This window comes from Streptomyces sp. NPDC017676, from assembly GCF_044329325.1.
Lineage (GTDB): Bacteria > Actinomycetota > Actinomycetes > Streptomycetales > Streptomycetaceae > Streptomyces.
The window spans coordinates 235193-252106 of sequence record NZ_JBIRJA010000008.1; the positions used below are offsets into that span (position 1 = coordinate 235193).

At 72.2% G+C, this 16914-nt stretch carries 12 protein-coding genes; 3 read left to right on the top strand and 9 right to left on the bottom strand.

Annotated elements, in window-relative coordinates; translation table 11 throughout:
• Window positions 1-14: 14 nt before the first annotated feature.
• From ACH4LD_RS19530 to ACH4LD_RS19545, 4 genes are all read right to left on the bottom strand, one after another.
• Window positions 15-1796 carry an ABC transporter ATP-binding protein gene (locus tag ACH4LD_RS19530; RefSeq protein ID WP_398056323.1) on the bottom strand — a complete coding sequence of 594 codons (1782 nt, stop codon included), beginning with the start codon at window positions 1794-1796 and terminating at the stop codon, window positions 15-17.
• On the bottom strand, window positions 1793-3598 hold the full coding sequence (locus ACH4LD_RS19535; protein ID WP_398056322.1) for an ABC transporter transmembrane domain-containing protein: 1806 nt from the start codon (window positions 3596-3598) through the stop codon (window positions 1793-1795). Before ACH4LD_RS19535 ends, ACH4LD_RS19530 begins: the two co-directional genes overlap by 4 nt.
• Before the next feature lie 422 nt (window positions 3599-4020).
• Entirely contained in the window at window positions 4021-5958 is a 1938-nt protein-coding gene (locus ACH4LD_RS19540; protein ID WP_398056321.1) for an N-acetylmuramoyl-L-alanine amidase, read from the bottom strand.
• A gap of 260 nt (window positions 5959-6218) precedes the next feature.
• Window positions 6219-7796, bottom strand: a complete 1578-nt coding sequence (locus ACH4LD_RS19545; RefSeq protein ID WP_398056320.1) for a M1 family metallopeptidase — start codon at window positions 7794-7796, stop codon at window positions 6219-6221.
• A gap of 148 nt (window positions 7797-7944) precedes the next feature.
• On the opposite strand from ACH4LD_RS19545, the gene ACH4LD_RS19550 reads away from it, so the two are divergent.
• Window positions 7945-9555, top strand: coding sequence for a peptide-N4-asparagine amidase (locus tag ACH4LD_RS19550; RefSeq protein WP_398056319.1), 1611 nt, complete (start codon window positions 7945-7947; stop codon window positions 9553-9555).
• A gap of 101 nt (window positions 9556-9656) precedes the next feature.
• Here ACH4LD_RS19550 and ACH4LD_RS19555 read toward each other — a convergent pair whose 3' ends face one another.
• Window positions 9657-10106 carry a MarR family transcriptional regulator gene (locus tag ACH4LD_RS19555; RefSeq protein ID WP_132788271.1) on the bottom strand — a complete coding sequence of 150 codons (450 nt, stop codon included), beginning with the start codon at window positions 10104-10106 and terminating at the stop codon, window positions 9657-9659.
• A gap of 112 nt (window positions 10107-10218) precedes the next feature.
• Here ACH4LD_RS19555 and ACH4LD_RS19560 point away from each other — a divergent pair, with 112 nt between their 5' ends.
• Both ACH4LD_RS19560 and mltG read left to right on the top strand, forming a co-directional pair.
• Window positions 10219-12024: an ABC transporter ATP-binding protein gene (locus ACH4LD_RS19560; protein ID WP_398056318.1), complete on the top strand. Its 1806-nt coding sequence runs from the start codon at window positions 10219-10221 to the stop codon at window positions 12022-12024.
• A 62-nt stretch (window positions 12025-12086) separates the two neighbouring features.
• Window positions 12087-12992, top strand: coding sequence for an endolytic transglycosylase MltG (gene mltG / locus ACH4LD_RS19565; RefSeq protein WP_398056317.1), 906 nt, complete (start codon window positions 12087-12089; stop codon window positions 12990-12992).
• 19 nt (window positions 12993-13011) lie between these two features.
• Here the strand turns inward: mltG and ACH4LD_RS19570 are convergent, their stop codons facing one another.
• Genes ACH4LD_RS19570 through ACH4LD_RS19585 form a run of 4 tightly spaced genes read right to left on the bottom strand, consistent with a single transcriptional unit; the run spans window position 13012 to window position 16788 of the window.
• Window positions 13012-14088, bottom strand: coding sequence for an NAD(P)-binding domain-containing protein (locus tag ACH4LD_RS19570; RefSeq protein WP_132788267.1), 1077 nt, complete (start codon window positions 14086-14088; stop codon window positions 13012-13014).
• 42 nt (window positions 14089-14130) lie between these two features.
• Complete coding sequence (locus tag ACH4LD_RS19575) at window positions 14131-15144, bottom strand: ABC transporter substrate-binding protein (RefSeq protein ID WP_398056316.1); 1014 nt, start codon at window positions 15142-15144, stop codon at window positions 14131-14133.
• Window positions 15145-15175: 31 nt separating this feature from the next.
• Entirely contained in the window at window positions 15176-15913 is a 738-nt protein-coding gene (locus ACH4LD_RS19580) for an ABC transporter ATP-binding protein (protein ID WP_398056315.1), read from the bottom strand.
• Window positions 15886-16788: an ABC transporter permease gene (locus ACH4LD_RS19585; protein WP_398056314.1), complete on the bottom strand. Its 903-nt coding sequence runs from the start codon at window positions 16786-16788 to the stop codon at window positions 15886-15888. Before ACH4LD_RS19585 ends, ACH4LD_RS19580 begins: the two co-directional genes overlap by 28 nt.
• Between the last annotated feature and the right edge of the window lie 126 nt (window positions 16789-16914).

Sequence of the window (16914 nt, forward strand, 5' to 3'; positions counted from 1 at the left end):
CCGCCGTCCAGGTGTCACCCGTGCCAGGACCGCCACAGCGCCGCGTACGCTCCGTCCGCCGCCACCAGCTCCTCGTGGCTGCCCAGCTCGCTGATGCGGCCGTTCTCGACGACGGCGATCACGTCGGCGTCGTGGGCGGTGTGCAGACGGTGGGCGATGGCGACGACGGTGCGGCCGTCGAGGACACGCGCCAGCGAGCGTTCCAGGTGACGGGCAGCGCGCGGGTCGAGCAGCGAGGTCGCCTCGTCCAGGACCAGCGTGTGCGGATCGGCCAGCACCAGCCGGGCAAGCGCGATCTGCTGGGCCTGTGCCGGGGTCAGGGCCAGGCCGCCGGAGCCCACCTCGGTGTCCAGGCCGTCGTCCAGCGCCCGCGCCCACCCGTCCGCGTCGACCGCTCCGAGGGCGGCCCACAGCTCGGCGTCCGTCGCGCCGGTGCGGGCCAGCAGGAGGTTGTCACGCAGGGAGCCCACGAAGACGTGGTGCTCCTGGTTGACGAGGGCCACGTGGGAGCGGACGCGTTCCGCGGGCATCCGGGACAGCTCCGCCCCGCCCAGGGTGACCCGGCCGTCCCGGGGCGCGTAGATCCCGGCGAGCAGCCGGCCCAGCGTGGACTTGCCCGCGCCGGACGGCCCGACGAGGGCGAGCCGGGTGCCCGGCGCGACCTCCAGGGAGACCTTCCGCAGCACGTCGACGCCCTCGCGGTAGCCGAAGTGCACCCGGTCGGCGTGCACCACCCGGCCGTCGGGGGCCAGCCTGGCCTCCCCGGCCTCCGGCTCGATGTCCCGCACGCCGACCAGCCGGGCCAGCGACACCTGGGCGACCTGCACCTCGTCGTACCAGCGCAGTATCAGGTTCACCGGATCGACCAGCATCTGCGCGATGAGCGCGCCGGTGGTCAGCTGGCCCACTCCGATCCAGCCGTGCAGGACGAAGACGCCGCCGACCATCAGGACCGAACCGAGCACGAGGAGGTGGACGGTGTTGATGACCGGGAAGAGCACGGAGCGGAGCCAGAGGGTGTAGCGCTCCCACGCGACCCACTGCGTGATCCTCCGCTCCGACAGGGCCACGCGCCGGGCGCCGAGGCGGTGGGCCTCGATGGTGTGGCCCGCGTCCACGGTCTCGGCGAGGGCGGCGGCGACGGCGGCGTACCCGGCGGCTTCCGAGCGGTAGCCGGACGGAGCCCGCTTGAAGTACCAGCGGCAGCCGGCCACCAGGACCGGGACGGCGAGCAGTACGGCGGCGGCCAGTGGCGGGGCCGTCACGACCAGCCCGCCGAGCAGCAGCAGCGCCCACACGACACCGATGGCCAGCTGGGGCACGGCCTCGCGCATGGCGTTGGCCAGGCGGTCGATGTCGGTCGTGATGCGGGAGAGCAGGTCGCCGGTGCCCGCCCGCTCCAGCACGCCCGGCGGCAGTCCGACGGACCGTACGAGGAAGTCCTCGCGCAGGTCGGCCAGCATCCGCTCGCCCAGCATCGCGCCCCGCAGCCGCACCTGCCGGACGAACCCGGCCTGCACGGCCAGCGCGAGCACGAACAGCCCGGCGGTCAGGCCCAGGTGCAGCTCCGCGGCCTTGTCCGTCACCCGCTCGACCAGACCGCCGAGCAGGTACGGGCCCACCATGGAGGCGATCACGGCCACCGTGTTGACGGCGATGAGCAGCAGGAAGGCCCTGCGGTGCCGGCGGAACAGCTCGGTGACGTAGGCGCGTACGGTCGCGGCGGCGCCGACGGGCAGGGTGGTGGCGGTCGTCGGGGCCGCCGGGTCGTACGCCGGTGGCGCAACGCCGATCATGCGCTCTCCTCGATCTCTTCCAGCTCCTGGAGCGCGTCCAGCAGCATGCCTTCGTCGGTCGCGGTCAGTTCCTCGTCGGTCTCGCGGGTCACCACGGCCCGGTACCGCGGCTCGCCGTCGATGAGTTCACGGTGCACGCCGACCGCCACGACTTCCCCCTCGTGCACCAGGGCGACCCGGTCCGCGCGGTCGAGGAGCAGCGGGGAGGAGGTGAAGACCACTGTCGTCCGGCCCGACCGCAGCCGGCGCAGCCCGTCCGCGATCCGGGCCTCCGTGTGCGAGTCGACCGCGGAGGTCGGTTCGTCCAGCACCAGCACCTCGGGGTCGGTGATGAGCGACCGGGCGAGGGCGAGCCGCTGGCGCTGGCCGCCGGACAGGGAGCGCCCGCGCTCGGTGATCCGGGCGTCCATCGGGTCGGCCGCGTCCAGCGAACCCTGCACGAGCGCGTCCAGCACGTCCTCGCACTGTGCTGCCGCCAGCGCGTCCTCGGCCCGTACGGCACCGGAGGCGGGCACGTCGAGCAGTTCGCGCAGCGTGCCGGAGAGCAGCACCGGGTCCTTGTCCTGGACGAGGACGGCGGTGCGCGCACTGTCGAGGGGGAGTTCGTCCAGGGGGACCCCGCCGAGCAGCACCGACCGGCCCGGCTCCGTGGGGTGGCCACCCAGCCGTTCGGCGAGCCTGCCCGCCGCGTCCGGGTCACCGCAGACGACGGCGGTGAACCGGCCGCTGGGAGCGAGCAGACCGGTCGCGGGGTCGTACAGGTCGCCGCCGGGTACCTCGGCCGCGCGGGTGCCGTCGGTGGCCGTGGACCGCTCCAGCGAGAGCACGCGCGCGGCGCGTTTGGCCGAGGGGCGGGAGAAGGAGTACGCCATGGCGATCTCCTCGAAGTGCCGCAGCGGGTAGTTCAGGATCATGACGGCGCTGTAGACCGTGACGAGTTCGCCGACCGTGATCCGGCCCTGGCGGGCCAGCCCGATGCCGTGCCAGACGACGGCGATCAGCAGCAGGCCGGGCAGCAGCACCTGCACGGCGGAGATCAGCGACCACATCCGGGCGCTGCGCACGGCGGCGTGCCGTACCTCCTGCGAGGCCCGGCGGTAGCGGTCGAGGAACAGTTCCTCGCCGCCGATGCCGCGCAGCACCCGCAGGCCGGCGACGGTGTCGGAGGCCAGTTCGGTGGCCCGCCCCGCCTTCTCCCGCTGCACGTCGGCGCGGCGCGTGGCCCGGGGCAGCAGTGGCAGTACCGCGAGCGCCACGACCGGCAGGCCCACGGCGACGACCACGCCGAGCGCGGGCTGGTACACGACCAGGCTGACGCAGACGACCAGGACCGTGAGCGCGGCGGCGGTGAACCGGGAGACGGCCTCGACGAACCAGCCGATCTTCTCCACGTCGCCGGTGGAGACGGCCACCACCTCACCGGCGGCCACCCGCCGGGTCAGGGCCGAGCCCAGCTGGGCGGCCTTGCGCGCCAGGAGTTGCTGGACGCGGGCGGCCGCGGTGATCCAGTTGGTGACGGCGGTCCGGTGCAGGAAGGTGTCGCCGACGGCGATGCCCGTTCCGCACAGCAGCATCAGAGCACCCGTCAGGGCGAGCCGGGTGCCGGAGCGGTCGACGGCCGCCTGCACGGCGAGGCCGACGCAGAAGGGGAGGGCGGAGACGGAGACGAAGTGCAGCAGGCCCCAGGCGAGCGACTTCAGCTGCCCGCCCAGCTGATTGCGCCAGAGCCACCACAGGAATCGGGGACCCGAGCGCGCGTCGGGCACGCCCGGATCGGAGTACGGAAGGTCTTGAATCTGCATGACGTCCCAGTGGCTCGTGTCAAGGGCAGGGAAGGAGCGGAACGCCGCGGGGAGCGGCGACAAGCCGTGAAAGGTTCGCGTCGCAGAGTGGTGAATTTCAAACGGTTTTCTCTTGGGCGCGCGCAAATCGCCTTTTTCTGGCCATGGCGACAGTTGCGGTCAGGCCGGGCGCTCTCTCTGCCGAGCACCGTGCGGCCGTCCGCCTGCGGCACGACCGCCAGACCGCCGCGCGACCCCGTCCGCCCCCGGGACAGGACTGGAACGGCGGCTTCAGGTCGCCCAGGACCACGGCAGCGGCACCTCGGCCCGTGCCGGTGCCCGCGAGAAGGCCGTGAAGTGCCTGCGCACCTCACGGCCCGGTGAAGGCGCCGTACCGCGGCTCCTTCCGAGTGGGAGGCGGATCGATCCCGGCTTCCGTGACGTCAGCGCCCGCCCGGTCCGGCCGCCTCCTGCCCCTGCGGTCCCGCCGCGCCGGACGAGTTCACCACGTCCACGTCGCCGGCCCGGACGTAGGCGAGCCGGTGGCCCAGCTGGATCTCGTAGTACCGCTCCCGGCCCCACACCACCGGGTTCGGCGTGTCGCTGAAGGACTTGGCGGTGTAGGAACTGCCCACGCCGGCCTGGGTCACGTACCGCTGGCCCGCCAGGATCGGGTACGGGAGCGGCGACTCGGCCGGCCCGTCGACGTCCTCGGGGTAGGCGTCCTCCTCGGGGAGCGCGCGGCCGTACGCCGGGATCTCGTCCAGACCTTCCTTCGGTGTGATCATGCGCCCGCTCGCACCGACGGCGGTCGGGTGCTTCTTGGGGTTCTCGAACCACGCCTTGTGGCCCTGGAACCAGATCGCCGTCCAGTCGCCCCTGCGGTCGGCGACGGCGAAGGTCTGGCCGGTGGAGACGCGTGACCCCAGGTCGTTGACGTCCTTCGTGGAATCCTCGCCGTCGGGCTTGCGGCCCGGGTCCTGGATCAGCGGGGCCTTCGCGTCCGGTTCGGTGTGCAGACGGACGGCGCTGGAGCCGTGCGGCGGGCACGGTTTGCCGCTGCCGCCGCATCCCGTGTAGTCGGGCTTGTGCCGGGCGAAGTCCGGCAGGATCGTCACCATGTCGCTGTCCGGGCCCGCCGTGGCCTTCAGCGGCGCTCCGAGGAGGTCGAAGTAGTGCCGCCAGTCCCAGAAGGGACCGGGATCGTCGTGCATGTCGGGGATGGTGTCGGCGGTCGGGGCGGGCACGTTGTCGTGGCCGAAGATGTGCTGCCGGTCGAGCGGGATGCTGTACTTCTGCGCCAGGTACCGCACCAGGCGCGCCGAGGCCTGGTACATCCGTTCCGTGAACCAGGTTCCGGGCTGCGTGAGGAACCCCTCGTGCTCGATGCCGATCGAGCGGGCGTTCACGAACTGGCTGCCGGAGTGCCAGGCCTCGTCCTTGGTCCTGACGTGCTGGGTGACATGGCCGTCGCTGGAGCGGATCGAGTAGTGCCACGACGACTCCGTCGGGTCCTGCACCGTCTGGAGCATGCTCGGCAGCACGGCCTCGGTGTCGTGGATGACGATGTACTCGATCGGCTGGTCCCGGGGCCGGTCGGCCAGGTCGTGGTTGCCGTAGTCGCCGTCGTCGATCTCCTCGTACGGCGCGCCGAGCCAGTCACAGGCCAGTTCGGCGGGGCACTCGACCTGCTCCGGCCGCTGTGGGCCCTGCGCCCGGGGAGTGTGCGGGTGCGGCTGCAGGCCGGGGGTGGCGGGGAGCGCCACGTCCTGTCCTTCGGCGGTGGTGCGGTGCGCTCCCCGCCGGATCAGGGCGAAGACGTCGTCGGCGTAGGCCGCGGCTGACGCGACGTCAGGGGTGCCCGGGAAGCGCGCGACCGTCTCCCACCAGTCCGCCGGGTTGGCGCTCAGGGGCTTGCCGAGCTGGCGTTGCGTGGCGGCGAGGAGTGCCGCTCCGCCGCGGACGTTGGCGACGGCGTCCGTGCGCAGGCGTTCGGCCGGAACATGGATCAGGCGGGCCGCGTTCCGCAGGTCCGCCGGCTGCACGGCGCGTCGCCCCGTGGCGGGCGTTCCCGCCGCGCCCGTGGGGGGCTGGGTCTGACCGTCGAGCGGTGCCTGTGGTGCGGACGGCGCGGCCGAGGCCTGGAGGCGGTCGGCGTCCACCAGGTGCATGGGCCCGAAGCCACCGGCGACGCTGGGCGCGCCCGGGTGGGAGTCCCAGCGGGACTGCATGTAGGACACGCTCATGAGCACACTGCGCGGCACGTGGAACTCGCGCGCGGCGTTCGTGAAGGCGTCCTGCAGAAGCCGGTCGTCCGCGTCGTCGGCGCCGGACATCGGGAGGATCAGCAGCGGCGGCAGCAGAGCCGCCCCCGCGATCACACAAGCCGTACGGCGGCACCTCCGGATGGCAGCAGGGACATGTGCAGAAACAATTCTTCTCATCGCAGAGGCTCTCCCAACCACGCTCGATCGCACCAGGACAAAGGAGTTGCCCGTAGCGCCACCCCTTGTACGTTTCCGTGCCCCGGGCGCCGTGTCGTGGCGAAGGTCACCGGGGTGGACCAGCGGTCCGGCCGAGGCCACCCGGTCGGCGGCAGCGACTCGGCTGCCTGGGGCAACCACGGGCGACCGGATGCGGCTCAGTCCTCGACCGGGTCCACCTGCCAGTCGGGGTGGCCCGGCATGGGCGGGGTGTGCGCGCCGTGGAGCCACGGATTCAGAAACGGTGTCAGGTCCTCGCCGGCGACCCGGGAGGCGAGCGCGACGAAGTCCCGGGTGCCGGCCGCACGGCCCCGGTACTCGGTCACCCAGGCACGCTCGATCCTCTCGAAGGTCTCCGCGCCGACCTTCTCCCGCAGCGCGTACAGCACCAGCGCAGAGCCGTCGTACCGCATCACCTTGAACAGCGTCGCCTCGGCGGGTTCGGCGGGTGCCCCTTCGTCGTGCCGCCACTGGTCGTGCTGCTCGTACGCCGACCGCATCACCGACTCCAGGCTCACGCCGCCGTGCTCCTCGGAGTACAGGCGTTCGTAGAAACGGGCGTGACCCTCGCTCAGCCACAGGTCGGACCAGCGCCGGATGGCGACGCTGTCGCCCGTCCAATGGTGGGTCAGCTCGTGGACGAGGTTGCGTTCGGCGTCGACCCGGTCGCCCAGCAGGTCGTCCCGCGGCAGGACGGAGAGCGACTGGGTCTCCAGGGCCACCGGCAGGTCGGTGTCCCCGACGAGCACGCCGTAGCGGCGGAACGGGTAGGGGCCGAGCCGCCGTTCCAGCCAGGCCAGATGGTCCGGGGTGAGCGAGCGGTACTCCTCGGTGTCGGTGACCAGTCCGTCCGGGACCACGTCCCGGACGGGCAGCCCGCGCGGGCCGCTGCTGTCGACGAAGGTGAACCTCCCGATCGCGAGCTGGACCAGTTGTGCCGCGAGCGGATGCTCGGAGTCGTACGTCCACCGGGTCCGGCCGTCGGGCCGCCGGACGGTGCCGACGAGCCGGCCGTTGGCCACCGCGCTGAGCCCCGGCGGGGTGGTGATGTGGAACGTGACCGGTGCCCGCAGGCTCGGGTGGTCGTTCGCCGGGAAGATCATGCGGGCGCCGTCCGGCTGCGCGCAGACCACGGTGCCGTCGGAGGTGGGCACCCAGCCGTAGTCCTGGATCGCGTCGTCGCGGTGCCGTCCCTGCGTCGGGTCGGCGGTGTAGGCGACGCGGACGGTGAAGGCGCCGCCGCGCGGGATGGGCCGCGCGGGGGTGACGACGAGTTCGTCGCCGTCGCGTTTCGCGGTGGCGGGCGTGCCGTCGACGGTGACGCGGTGCAGCGCGTTGCCGGCGAAGTCGAGGTCGAAGCGGGACAGGGCCTGTGTGGCGGTGGCGCTGATGGTGGCGGTGGCCTCGAAGGGTGTGCGGGGTGCCCGCCAGTCGAAGTCGAGGGTGTAACGGCGGACGGTGTAGCCGCCGTTGCCGGCGAGCGGCATGAGCGGGTCGCCGATACCCGGTGCGCCGGGGGTCGGGGGTGGGCCCGAGGAGGCGGCCGGACCGGGCGCCGGCGGGCCGTCGGAGCCGTGCGGGAGCATGCCGGTGAAGACGGCCGTACTGGTCAACGCACCCGCTCCGGCGAGGGTGAGGGCCAGGGTCGCGCGACGGGTGCGGAGGACATGGCGGGGCCGTTCGCTCCGGGACTCCTGATGTGCGGATTCCTCGCGGGACCCCTTTGTGATCTCCATGACCGCACTATGCCAGTAAGATCCGTTTATATCATTGAATGTTCCCTCGCTGGGTGCTTGCCCGAGGCCGTGCGGTGACCGGTCTCATCGCGCCGATCTGTCCGAGGCGTCATTGCGGGGCGGCCCGCCTGCCCGTAGAACACCGGCCATGAGAAGACGGATCGTCATGTCCATGCTCGCCGGGGCGACCCTCGTGGTGGGCGCGCTCTTCGGCACGGGAACCGCGACGGCACAGGCGGCCGATGTACCCGCCGAGTTCGGCACCGACTGGCACGACCCCGTGACCGCGGCACCGCCTGTCGACCGGCCGCACACCAAGTCCTGCCAGGTCACCCTCGCCGACGCCCGGTTCCGTGACTTCACGCCCTACCGGGGCGCGTACACACCTCCCGAGGGCTGCGGCGACCGCTGGAGCAAGGTGGTCCTGCGCCTCGACGGCAAGGTGAAGGGCCGTCAGTACGACCGGCTCGGCTATCTGCACGTCGGCGGCGTCGAGATCCTGCGCACCTCCACACCGGAGCCCTCGCCCGACGGCATCGTGTGGCACGTCGAGAAGGACGTCACCCGCTACACCGACACCTTCCGGACCGCCCAGGACGTCGAGATGCTGATCGGCAACGTCGTGGACGACACGTACACCGGTGTCATCGACGTCCACGTCACGCTGACCTTCTACGCGGGACGCCCCTCGGCTCCCGCCCCCGACCGCGTCCTCACCCTCGCCGGCACGCCCGCCGGTACGACCCTCACCACTCCGCGCAACAGCGAACGCGTCGTCGCCGAGGTGTACGCGACGGGCTCGGGCGGTGGCTGCGAGGAGTTCTGGTACCTGACCGTCGCCGACCCGGCGCCGTACTCGTGCAAGGCCGACCGCGGCCCGTACCGCGAGGTGCAGATCAGCGTCGACGGCCGGCTCGCCGGCATCGCGGCTCCGTTCCCGAACGTCTGGACGGGCGGCTGGTCCAACCCCTTCCTCTGGTACGTCGTCCCGGCCCCGCGCGCCTTCGACGTGCGGCCGATCGAGTACGACCTCACGCCCTTCGCCGGGCTCCTCAACGACGGCCGCCCGCACCGCGTCGAGGTGTCCGTCGCCGGTGTGCCCGCGGACCGGCCGGGCTGGAGCGCGCCGGTGAACGTCCTCGTCTGGCAGGACCCGCACCGCGCCCGTGTGCCGGGCGCGCTCACCGAGGACAGGGCGACCGGCCTCGCCGACTCCTCCACCTTCACCCCCGGTGCGGAGAACCGCGTACGCACCGAGGCGGGGCACCGGCTCGCCGTCTCGGGACACCTGGACACCTCGCACGGCAGTGTGACCACCACCGTCACCCGGACGCTCGCCCACACCTCCGTCCACCGCTGGACCGACGGCGAGGCGGTGGACGGGCTCGACGCGACCTGGACCGACGACGAGGCGGTCGCGGTCGTCGGCCACGGCCCCGCGCGGACGACCCGCACGCACCGGACGTACACCATGAACGGCGCCACGACCCTGGGCCCGGACGACCGGCTGCGCACCGTGCTGACCCTGGGCGACCGGGCGTCCGCGGTGACGCGCGAAGGCGGCCGGCGCACCGCGTGGTCACGGCTGGACGACACCTACAGCGGCGACGCCACGTACACGGTCGACGTCCCGCGCGACCAGCGGCACGCGGTCGGCACATCGGCCGAGCGCTACCGGCTCCTGGGCCCGGACGGCTGCTACGACCGTTCGCTGACCACGGTGCAGGGGGTGCTGACGGAGGACCGCAGCCGCTGCTGAGACGCGTGGCGCGGGACGCGCCCCCCCCCGTGGGCCGAGCCGCGGGGCCGGGCGGTCGGGGGACCGCCGTCCCGCCGGAGGCGGGCAAGGGGCGTCGCCGTTCAGCAGCGCTGGGCGGCGTCCCCGTCGATCAGGCTGTCCAGCAGGACGCCGAGCACCTGGCGCTCCTTCTCCGTCAGCGGCGCCAGTATCTCCTCGGCCGCCGAGCGGCGGGCGCCGCGCAGTTCGCGCAGGGTCGCGCGTCCCTCGTCCGTCAGCTCGATCCGGGTCACGCGGCGGTTCGCCGGATCCGGCACCCGTCGCACCTTGCCGCTCGCCTCCAGCCCGTCCACCAGCGTCGTCACCGCGCGGGGCACGACCTCCAGGCGCTCGGCGAGGTCGGCCATGCGCGGAGGGGAGCCGTAGTGCGCGAGGGTGCGCAGCAGCCGGGACTGCGCCGGGGTGACGCCCAGGTCGCGCTGTTCCAGATGGCGCTTCTGGATGCGGTGCACCCGGCGGGTGAGCCGCAGCAACTGCTCGGCGAGCAGGCCGTCGGGATCGGGGGTGGTCATGCGGGAACAATATCAGGATGCCGTTCATTGTGAGTATAGGTAACAATGAGCTATGATCCGTTCCGTTGCCGCCGGTCGGCCCCGACCGGCGCCCCGCTCACCGTAGGAGCCCATGCACCCCGACCGTGAACCCTCCTGGACCCCACCTGCCGACGCCGGCGAACAGCCCCGGCAGGTGCGCCGCATCCTGCGGCTCTTCCGCCCCTACCGCGGGCGCCTCGCCGTCGTCGGCCTGCTCGTCGGCGCCTCGTCGCTGGTCTCGGTGGCCACACCGTTCCTGCTGAAGGAGACGCTCGACGTCGCGATCCCGCAGGGCCGCACCGGCCTGCTGAGTCTGCTCGCGCTCGGCATGATCCTCAGCGCCGTCCTGGGCGGCGTCTTCGGCGTGCTGCAGACCCTGATCTCCACCACCGTCGGCCAGCGGGTCATGCACGACCTGCGCACCGCGGTCTACGGCCGTCTGCAGCGCATGTCGCTCGCCTTCTTCACCCGCACCCGCACCGGTGAGGTGCAGTCCCGCATCGCCAACGACATCGGCGGCATGCAGGCCACCGTCACCTCCACCGCCACCTCCCTGGTGTCCAACGCCACCAGCGTGGTCGCCACGATCGTCGCGATGGTCGCCCTGGACTGGCGGCTGACGATCGTCTCCCTGCTCCTGCTGCCGCTGTTCGTGTGGATCAGCCGCCGTGTCGGCAACGAACGCAAGAAGATCACCACCCAGCGGCAGAAACAGATGGCCGCGATGGCGGCCACGGTCACCGAGTCGCTCTCGGTCAGCGGCATCCTGCTCGGCCGCACGATGGGCCGCTCCGATTCGCTGACGGCGTCCTTCGCGCAGGAGTCCGAGGGCCTGGTCGACCTGGAAGTGCGGTCGAACATGGCCGGGCGCTGGCGGATGGCCGTCATCTCGATCGTCATGGCCGCGATGCCCGCCGTCATCTACTGGACCGCCGGCCTCGCCCTCCGGTTCGGCGGCCCCGAGGTCTCCCTCGGCACCATCGTCGCCTTCGTCTCGCTCCAGCAGGGCCTGTTCCGCCCGGCCGTGAGCCTGCTCGCGACCGGCGTGCAGATACAGACCTCACTCGCGCTGTTCCAGCGCATCTTCGAGTATCTGGACCTGCCCGTCGACATCACCGAGCGCGAGCGGCCGGTCCACCTGGACCAGATCAAGGGCGAAGTCCGCTTCGAGGACGTCGAGTTCCGTTACGACGACAAGGGCGGCCCCGTCCTCGACGGCATCGACGTCACCGTACCGGCCGGCACCAGCCTCGCCGTCGTGGGCCCGACCGGCGCCGGGAAGTCCACGCTCGGCCATCTGGTGCCCCGCCTGTACGACGTCACCGGTGGCCGCGTGACCCTGGACGGCGTCGACGTCCGCGACCTCGACTTCGACACCCTCGCCCGAGCGGTCGGCGTCGTCTCGCAGGAGACGTACCTCTTCCACGCCTCGGTCGCCGACAACCTGCGCTTCGCCAAGCCCGACGCCAGTGACGAGGAGCTGCACGGGGCGGCCAGGGCGGCCCAGATCCACGACCACATAGCGGCGCTGCCCGACGGGTACGACACCGTCGTCGGCGAACGCGGCCACCGCTTCTCCGGCGGCGAGAAGCAGCGCCTCGCGATAGCCCGCACCATCCTGCGTGACCCGCCGGTCCTCATCCTGGACGAGGCGACGAGCGCGCTCGACACCCGCACGGAAGCCGCCGTACAGGCCGCCATCGACGCGCTGTCGGCCGACCGCACGACGATCACCATCGCGCACCGCCTGTCCACGATCCGTGACGCGGACCAGATCGTGGTGCTGGACTCCGGCCGGGTCGCCGAACGGGGCACGCACGAGGAACTCCTGGAGCGGGACGGCCGGTACGCGGCCCTGGTACGCCGGGACGCGCAACTGCAACCCACGACGAACTGAACCGTGACCGACAAGCTGAATATATGCCGGGTTTGCGAGGATATGCGTATTACCGTGCCCGCATGCAGACGAACACTCCGTCACGGAGCAGGACCCGACTGACACGCCGCGGCAGACTCGCCGTCCTCGTGACCGGCGCCGTCATGGCCGGCACCGCCGTGGCGGTGCCGCTGCTGACGCTGGCGACCGGCAGTGAGCAGGCGAAGCCCGCCACGCTGGTCATCCCGGAGGGCTGGCGCGCGAACCAGATCTACGACGCGATCGACAAGGCCCTCAAGCTCTCCCCGGGCAGCACCCGCGCCGCCCTCGGCAAGGCCGCCCTGAAGCTGCCGAAGGAGGCCGGAGGCAATCCGGAGGGCTATCTCTTCCCGGCGACGTATCCCGTCCGGAAGGGAGCGACGCCCGAGTCCATGCTGCAACTCATGATCGACACGGCGGACCAGAAGTTCAACGGCGCCCCCGTCGCGGCCGGGGCCCAGCGCAACGCGATGAACGTCTACCAGGCGGTCACCATCGCCAGCATCGTCCAGGCGGAGGCGTCGACGAAGGCGGACATGGGAAAGGTCGCCCGGGTCATCTTCAACCGGCTGAACAGCGGAATGCCGCTCCAGATGGATTCGACCCTCCACTACGCGCTGAACCGCAGCACCGTCGGCACCAGCCAGAGCGACACCCAGGAGGAGAGCCCGTACAACTCCCACCAGCGCACGGGTCTGCCGCCCACGCCGATCGACAACCCCGGCGAGGACGCGATGCGCGCCGCGCTCAACCCGACGCCGGGCGACTGGCTGTACTTCGTCACGATCGCTCCCGGGGACACCCGCTTCACCGCGGACTACAACACCCACCTGCGGAACGTGGCCGAGTTCAACGCCCTCCACCAGAACGCGGGGACGGGCCAGCCGACCGGTGACGGCCCGCCGGCGCCCCCGTCCGCGCCCTCCGCTTCACAGCCCGCGCTCCGCTGAGGCGGCGGCGGGGGGACCGTCACGCGGCGACGGGCTCTCCGGCGAGCAGCCGCCTGATGTCCCGGACGGCCGAGCGCCCGGCCCGGTTGGCCCCGATGGTGCTGGCCGAGGGGCCGTAGCCGACGAGGTGGATCCGCGGATCGGCGACCGCCCGCGTGCCCTCCACCTGGATACCGCCGCCCGGCTCGCGCAGCTTCAGCGGAGCGAGATGGTCGAGCGCGGCCCGGAACCCGGTCGCCCACAGGATCACATCGGCGGACACCTGCCGGCCGTCCCGCCACGCCACGCCGTCGGGGGTGATCCGGTCGAACATCGGCTGCCGGTCCAGGACCCCGTTCGCGAGGCCCTGCCGGACGGCGTCGTTCAGCGGGAGCCCGGTGACCGAGACCACACTGCGCGGCGGCAGCCCCTGACGCACCCGCTCCTCCACCAGCGCGACGGCCGCGCGACCCGCCTCCTCGTCGAACGGACCCTCGCGGAAGACCGGGGGCCGCCGGGTGACCCAGGTGGTCGCGGCGGCGTACGGGGCCAGCTCCAGCAGGTGCTGGGTGCCCGAGGCACCCCCGCCCACGACCACGACCCGCTGCCCGGCGAACTCCTCGGGACCGGCGTACTGCGCGGTGTGCAACTGCCGGCCCCGGAAGGTCTCCTGCCCGGGGTAACGCGGCCAGAACGGGCGGTCCCAGGTGCCGGTGGCGTTGATCAGTGCCCGCGTCGACCAGGTGCCGTCGGACGTCTCCACGAGCAGCCGCCCGCCGGGGCCCTCGCGCACCGCACGCACATCCACGGGCCGCCGCACCCGCAGGTCGAAGGCGCGCTCGTACCGGTCGAAGTACTCCCGGACGACCTCCGCCGAAGGCCGCGCCGGGTCGGCGTCGGTCAGCTCCATGCCGGGCAGCGCGTGCATCCCGTGCACCTTGCCGAAGGTCAGCGAGGGCCACCGGAACTGCCAGGCGCCGCCCGGGCCGGGGGAGTGGTCGAGGACGACGAAGTCGCGGTCCGGCTCGAAGCCGGTGCGCCGCAGGTGGTAGGCGCCGGCCAGACCCGCCTGACCGGCACCGATGACGACGACCTCGACCTCACGCACTCCGTTCACGCCTGGGGCAACAGCGAGCCGTGCACGGATCTTCCCCGCCGCTCAGTCCTTGGCCGGAGTCGTCGACGGCGGCAGCCCGCCGTTGTACCGAGGGTCCGTGAAGGCGGCGAAGTCGACCTTCCCCGGAATCAGCTTCAACTCGGTGAAGGTGTCCGCGATCCGCTGCTCGGAGGCGATGAGCGGCTTGTCGACGGCGACCGCGACGCGGGTGGAGTTCGTGCGCTTCACCGAGGCCAGTGCCACCTCGTACGGCAGCCCGGTGTCCTTCGCCCACACCTTGGCCCACTCCTGCTGGTGGTCGTGCACCCAGGCCGTGGCCCGTCGCAGCCGCGCCAGGTAGTCCTTGATGGCGGCGGCCTTCTTCGGGTCCTTCAGCGCGGCCGGCGCGGCGACCTGGAAGGTGAGTCCGTTGGTGATGCCGTCCCCCGTGGTCAGCACGCGGCCCTGCCCGGCCTGGAGGATCTGCGAGGTGTACGGGTCCCAGACCGCCCACGCGTCGACCTTGCCGGAGGTGAACGCGGCGAGCGCGTCGGCCGGCTGGAGGTACTTGACCCGGACATCGGCGAGGCTCAGCCCGGCCGCCTTGAGGGAGGCGACCAGCTGGTAGTGCGCGGAGGAACCCTGCGCGACGGCGACGGACCTGCCCTTGAGCTGCCGCGGACGGGTCAGCTCGGAGCCGTTCGGCACGAGGATGGTGTCGCCCTTGGAGGTGCCGTGCCAGGCGGCGACGACCGTGATCTTCGAACCGGCGCCGGCCGCGAAGACGGGCGGGGTGTTGCCGACGCCGCCGATGTCGACGGCCTTCGCGTTCACCGCCTCCAGCAGTGGCGGCCCGGAGGTGAAGGTCGACCACTTGATCCTGTAGTCCAGGTTCTCCAGCTCTCCGGCGGCGCGCAGGATGGCTTCCGAACCGCCCTTCTGGTCACCGACGTCCAGGGTGACGGAGCCCTTTCCGTCGATGTCGGCGCCGGTCCGGGCGGAGGAGTTCCCGCCGCAGGCGGTGAGCAGGAGCGCGAAGGGCAGGAGCAGCGCGGCGGGGACGAGGCGTCGTCGCATGACGGTTCCGTTCATGTTCGTGGGCGGGCGTTCAGGCGGCAGCGGCGGCGGTGTCGACACCGAGCCGTTCCAGCAGGCGGGCGCGCAGGGCGGCGAACCGGGAGTCGGTGATCTCACGCGGCCGGTCCAGGCCGATGCGCTGCTCATGGGCGATCCGGCCGCTGTCCATGACCAGGACGCGGTCGGCGAGCAGCACCGCCTCCTCGACGTCATGCGTGACCAGCAGCACCGCGCAGCCCCGGCGTTGCCACACCTCCCCGACCAGGCGCTGCGCCTTGATCCGGGTGAGCGCGTCGAGGGCGCCGAACGGCTCGTCGAGCAGCAGCAGATCGGGCTCGCGCACCAGTGCGCGGGCGAGCGAGGCGCGCTGGGCCTCGCCTCCGGACAGGGTCTTCGGCCAGGCGTCGACGCGATGACCGAGACCGACCTCGTCCAACGCCCGTTCGGCGACGGCCCGTTCGGGGCGGCCCGGCAGCCCGAGCAGGACGTTGCGCCACACCTTCTTCCACGGCATGAGCCGCGGTGCCTGGAAGGCGACGGCCCGGCGGCGCGGGACCAGGGCCGTGCCCTTGATGTCCCGGTCGAGGCCCGCGAGGATGCGCAGCAGGGTGGACTTGCCGCAGCCGCTGCGCCCGAGCAGGGCGACGAACTCGCCGGGTGCGATGTCGAGCTTGAGGTCGTCGATGACCGCGCGGCCGTCGAAGGAGCGGGTCAGCCCCTCGACATGGACCGCGGGTCCGGTCACCGTCCGGTGAACGTCGGTCGCCATTGCAGCAGCAGCCTTTCGAGGGAGCGGACGATGAAGTCGGCGAGCAGGCCGAGGAAGGCGTAGACGATCAGGCAGACCACGATCACGTCGGTCCGCAGGAAGTCCCGCGCCTGCACCATCAGGAATCCGATGCCGGCGTCGGCGTTGACCTGCTCGGCGAAGACGAGCGCGAGCCAGGCGATGCCGAGCGAGTAGCGCAGTCCGGTCAGCGCCCCGGGGAGCGCGCCCGGCAGCACCACGTGCCGTACCAGCCCCCAGCGGGACAGCCCCAACGACTCGCCGGCCTCGATGAGTTGGGCGTCCACCCCGCGGATGCCGGCGTAGACGTTGAGGTAGAGCGGGAAGGTCACGCCGAGCGTGATGATCGCGGTCTTCGGGGTCTCGCCGATGCCGAACCAGATGATGAACAACGGGATGAGACCGACGAACGGCACCGTGCGCAGCATCTGCACCGGCGCGTCCACCAGGTCCTCGCCGATCCGGAACAGCCCCGAGAGCAGGGCGAGTCCGGTGCCGGTCACCGAGCCGAACAGCAACCCGAACGCGACGCGCCTGAGCGAGGTCGCCATGGCCGACGGCAGTGAACCGTCGGCGATCAGGTCCCAGCCGACCTGCGCGATGCGGCCGGGTGGGGCGAGCACGTCGGCTGTCAGCACGCCGGTGGCGCTGAGGACCTGCCACAGGGCCAGCAGCAGGAGCGGGCCGGTGGTCCGGCGCAGCCAGCGGGGGACCCGGGCGCGACGGGTGGACGCGGGGACGACGGGTTGGAGGATGGGGGAGGCGGGACCGGCAGCGGCCGTGGCGGGAGCCTCGGACTTGGATATACCCGAAATGTCGGGCTCGGAGGAGTCGGGTGGGGCATGGCTGATGCTCATGAATGCTCCACGGGCAGAGAGCGGGGTGGGGGAGGCGCGACTCGGCGTCGTTACGTCATGTCCCGCTCAACAATGAACGGGTCGGGGGTGCCGTACGGACGCGCTGCGAGATGCTGCCCCGCGGCA

Excerpts from the sequence above, each read along its gene's own strand:
- ACH4LD_RS19530 (WP_398056323.1), bottom strand. The coding sequence starts at position 1,796 with ATGATCGGCGTTGCGCCACCGGCGTACGACCCGGCGGCCCCGACGACC.
- ACH4LD_RS19535 (WP_398056322.1), bottom strand. The coding sequence starts at position 3,598 with ATGCAGATTCAAGACCTTCCGTACTCCGATCCGGGCGTGCCCGACGCG.
- ACH4LD_RS19545 (WP_398056320.1), bottom strand. The coding sequence starts at position 7,796 with ATGGAGATCACAAAGGGGTCCCGCGAGGAATCCGCACATCAGGAGTCC.
- ACH4LD_RS19550 (WP_398056319.1), top strand. The coding sequence starts at position 7,945 with ATGAGAAGACGGATCGTCATGTCCATGCTCGCCGGGGCGACCCTCGTG.
- ACH4LD_RS19555 (WP_132788271.1), bottom strand. The coding sequence starts at position 10,106 with ATGACCACCCCCGATCCCGACGGCCTGCTCGCCGAGCAGTTGCTGCGG.
- ACH4LD_RS19560 (WP_398056318.1), top strand. The coding sequence starts at position 10,219 with ATGCACCCCGACCGTGAACCCTCCTGGACCCCACCTGCCGACGCCGGC.
- mltG (WP_398056317.1), top strand. The coding sequence starts at position 12,087 with ATGCAGACGAACACTCCGTCACGGAGCAGGACCCGACTGACACGCCGC.
- ACH4LD_RS19575 (WP_398056316.1), bottom strand. The coding sequence starts at position 15,144 with ATGCGACGACGCCTCGTCCCCGCCGCGCTGCTCCTGCCCTTCGCGCTC.
- ACH4LD_RS19580 (WP_398056315.1), bottom strand. The coding sequence starts at position 15,913 with ATGGCGACCGACGTTCACCGGACGGTGACCGGACCCGCGGTCCATGTC.
- ACH4LD_RS19585 (WP_398056314.1), bottom strand. The coding sequence starts at position 16,788 with ATGAGCATCAGCCATGCCCCACCCGACTCCTCCGAGCCCGACATTTCG.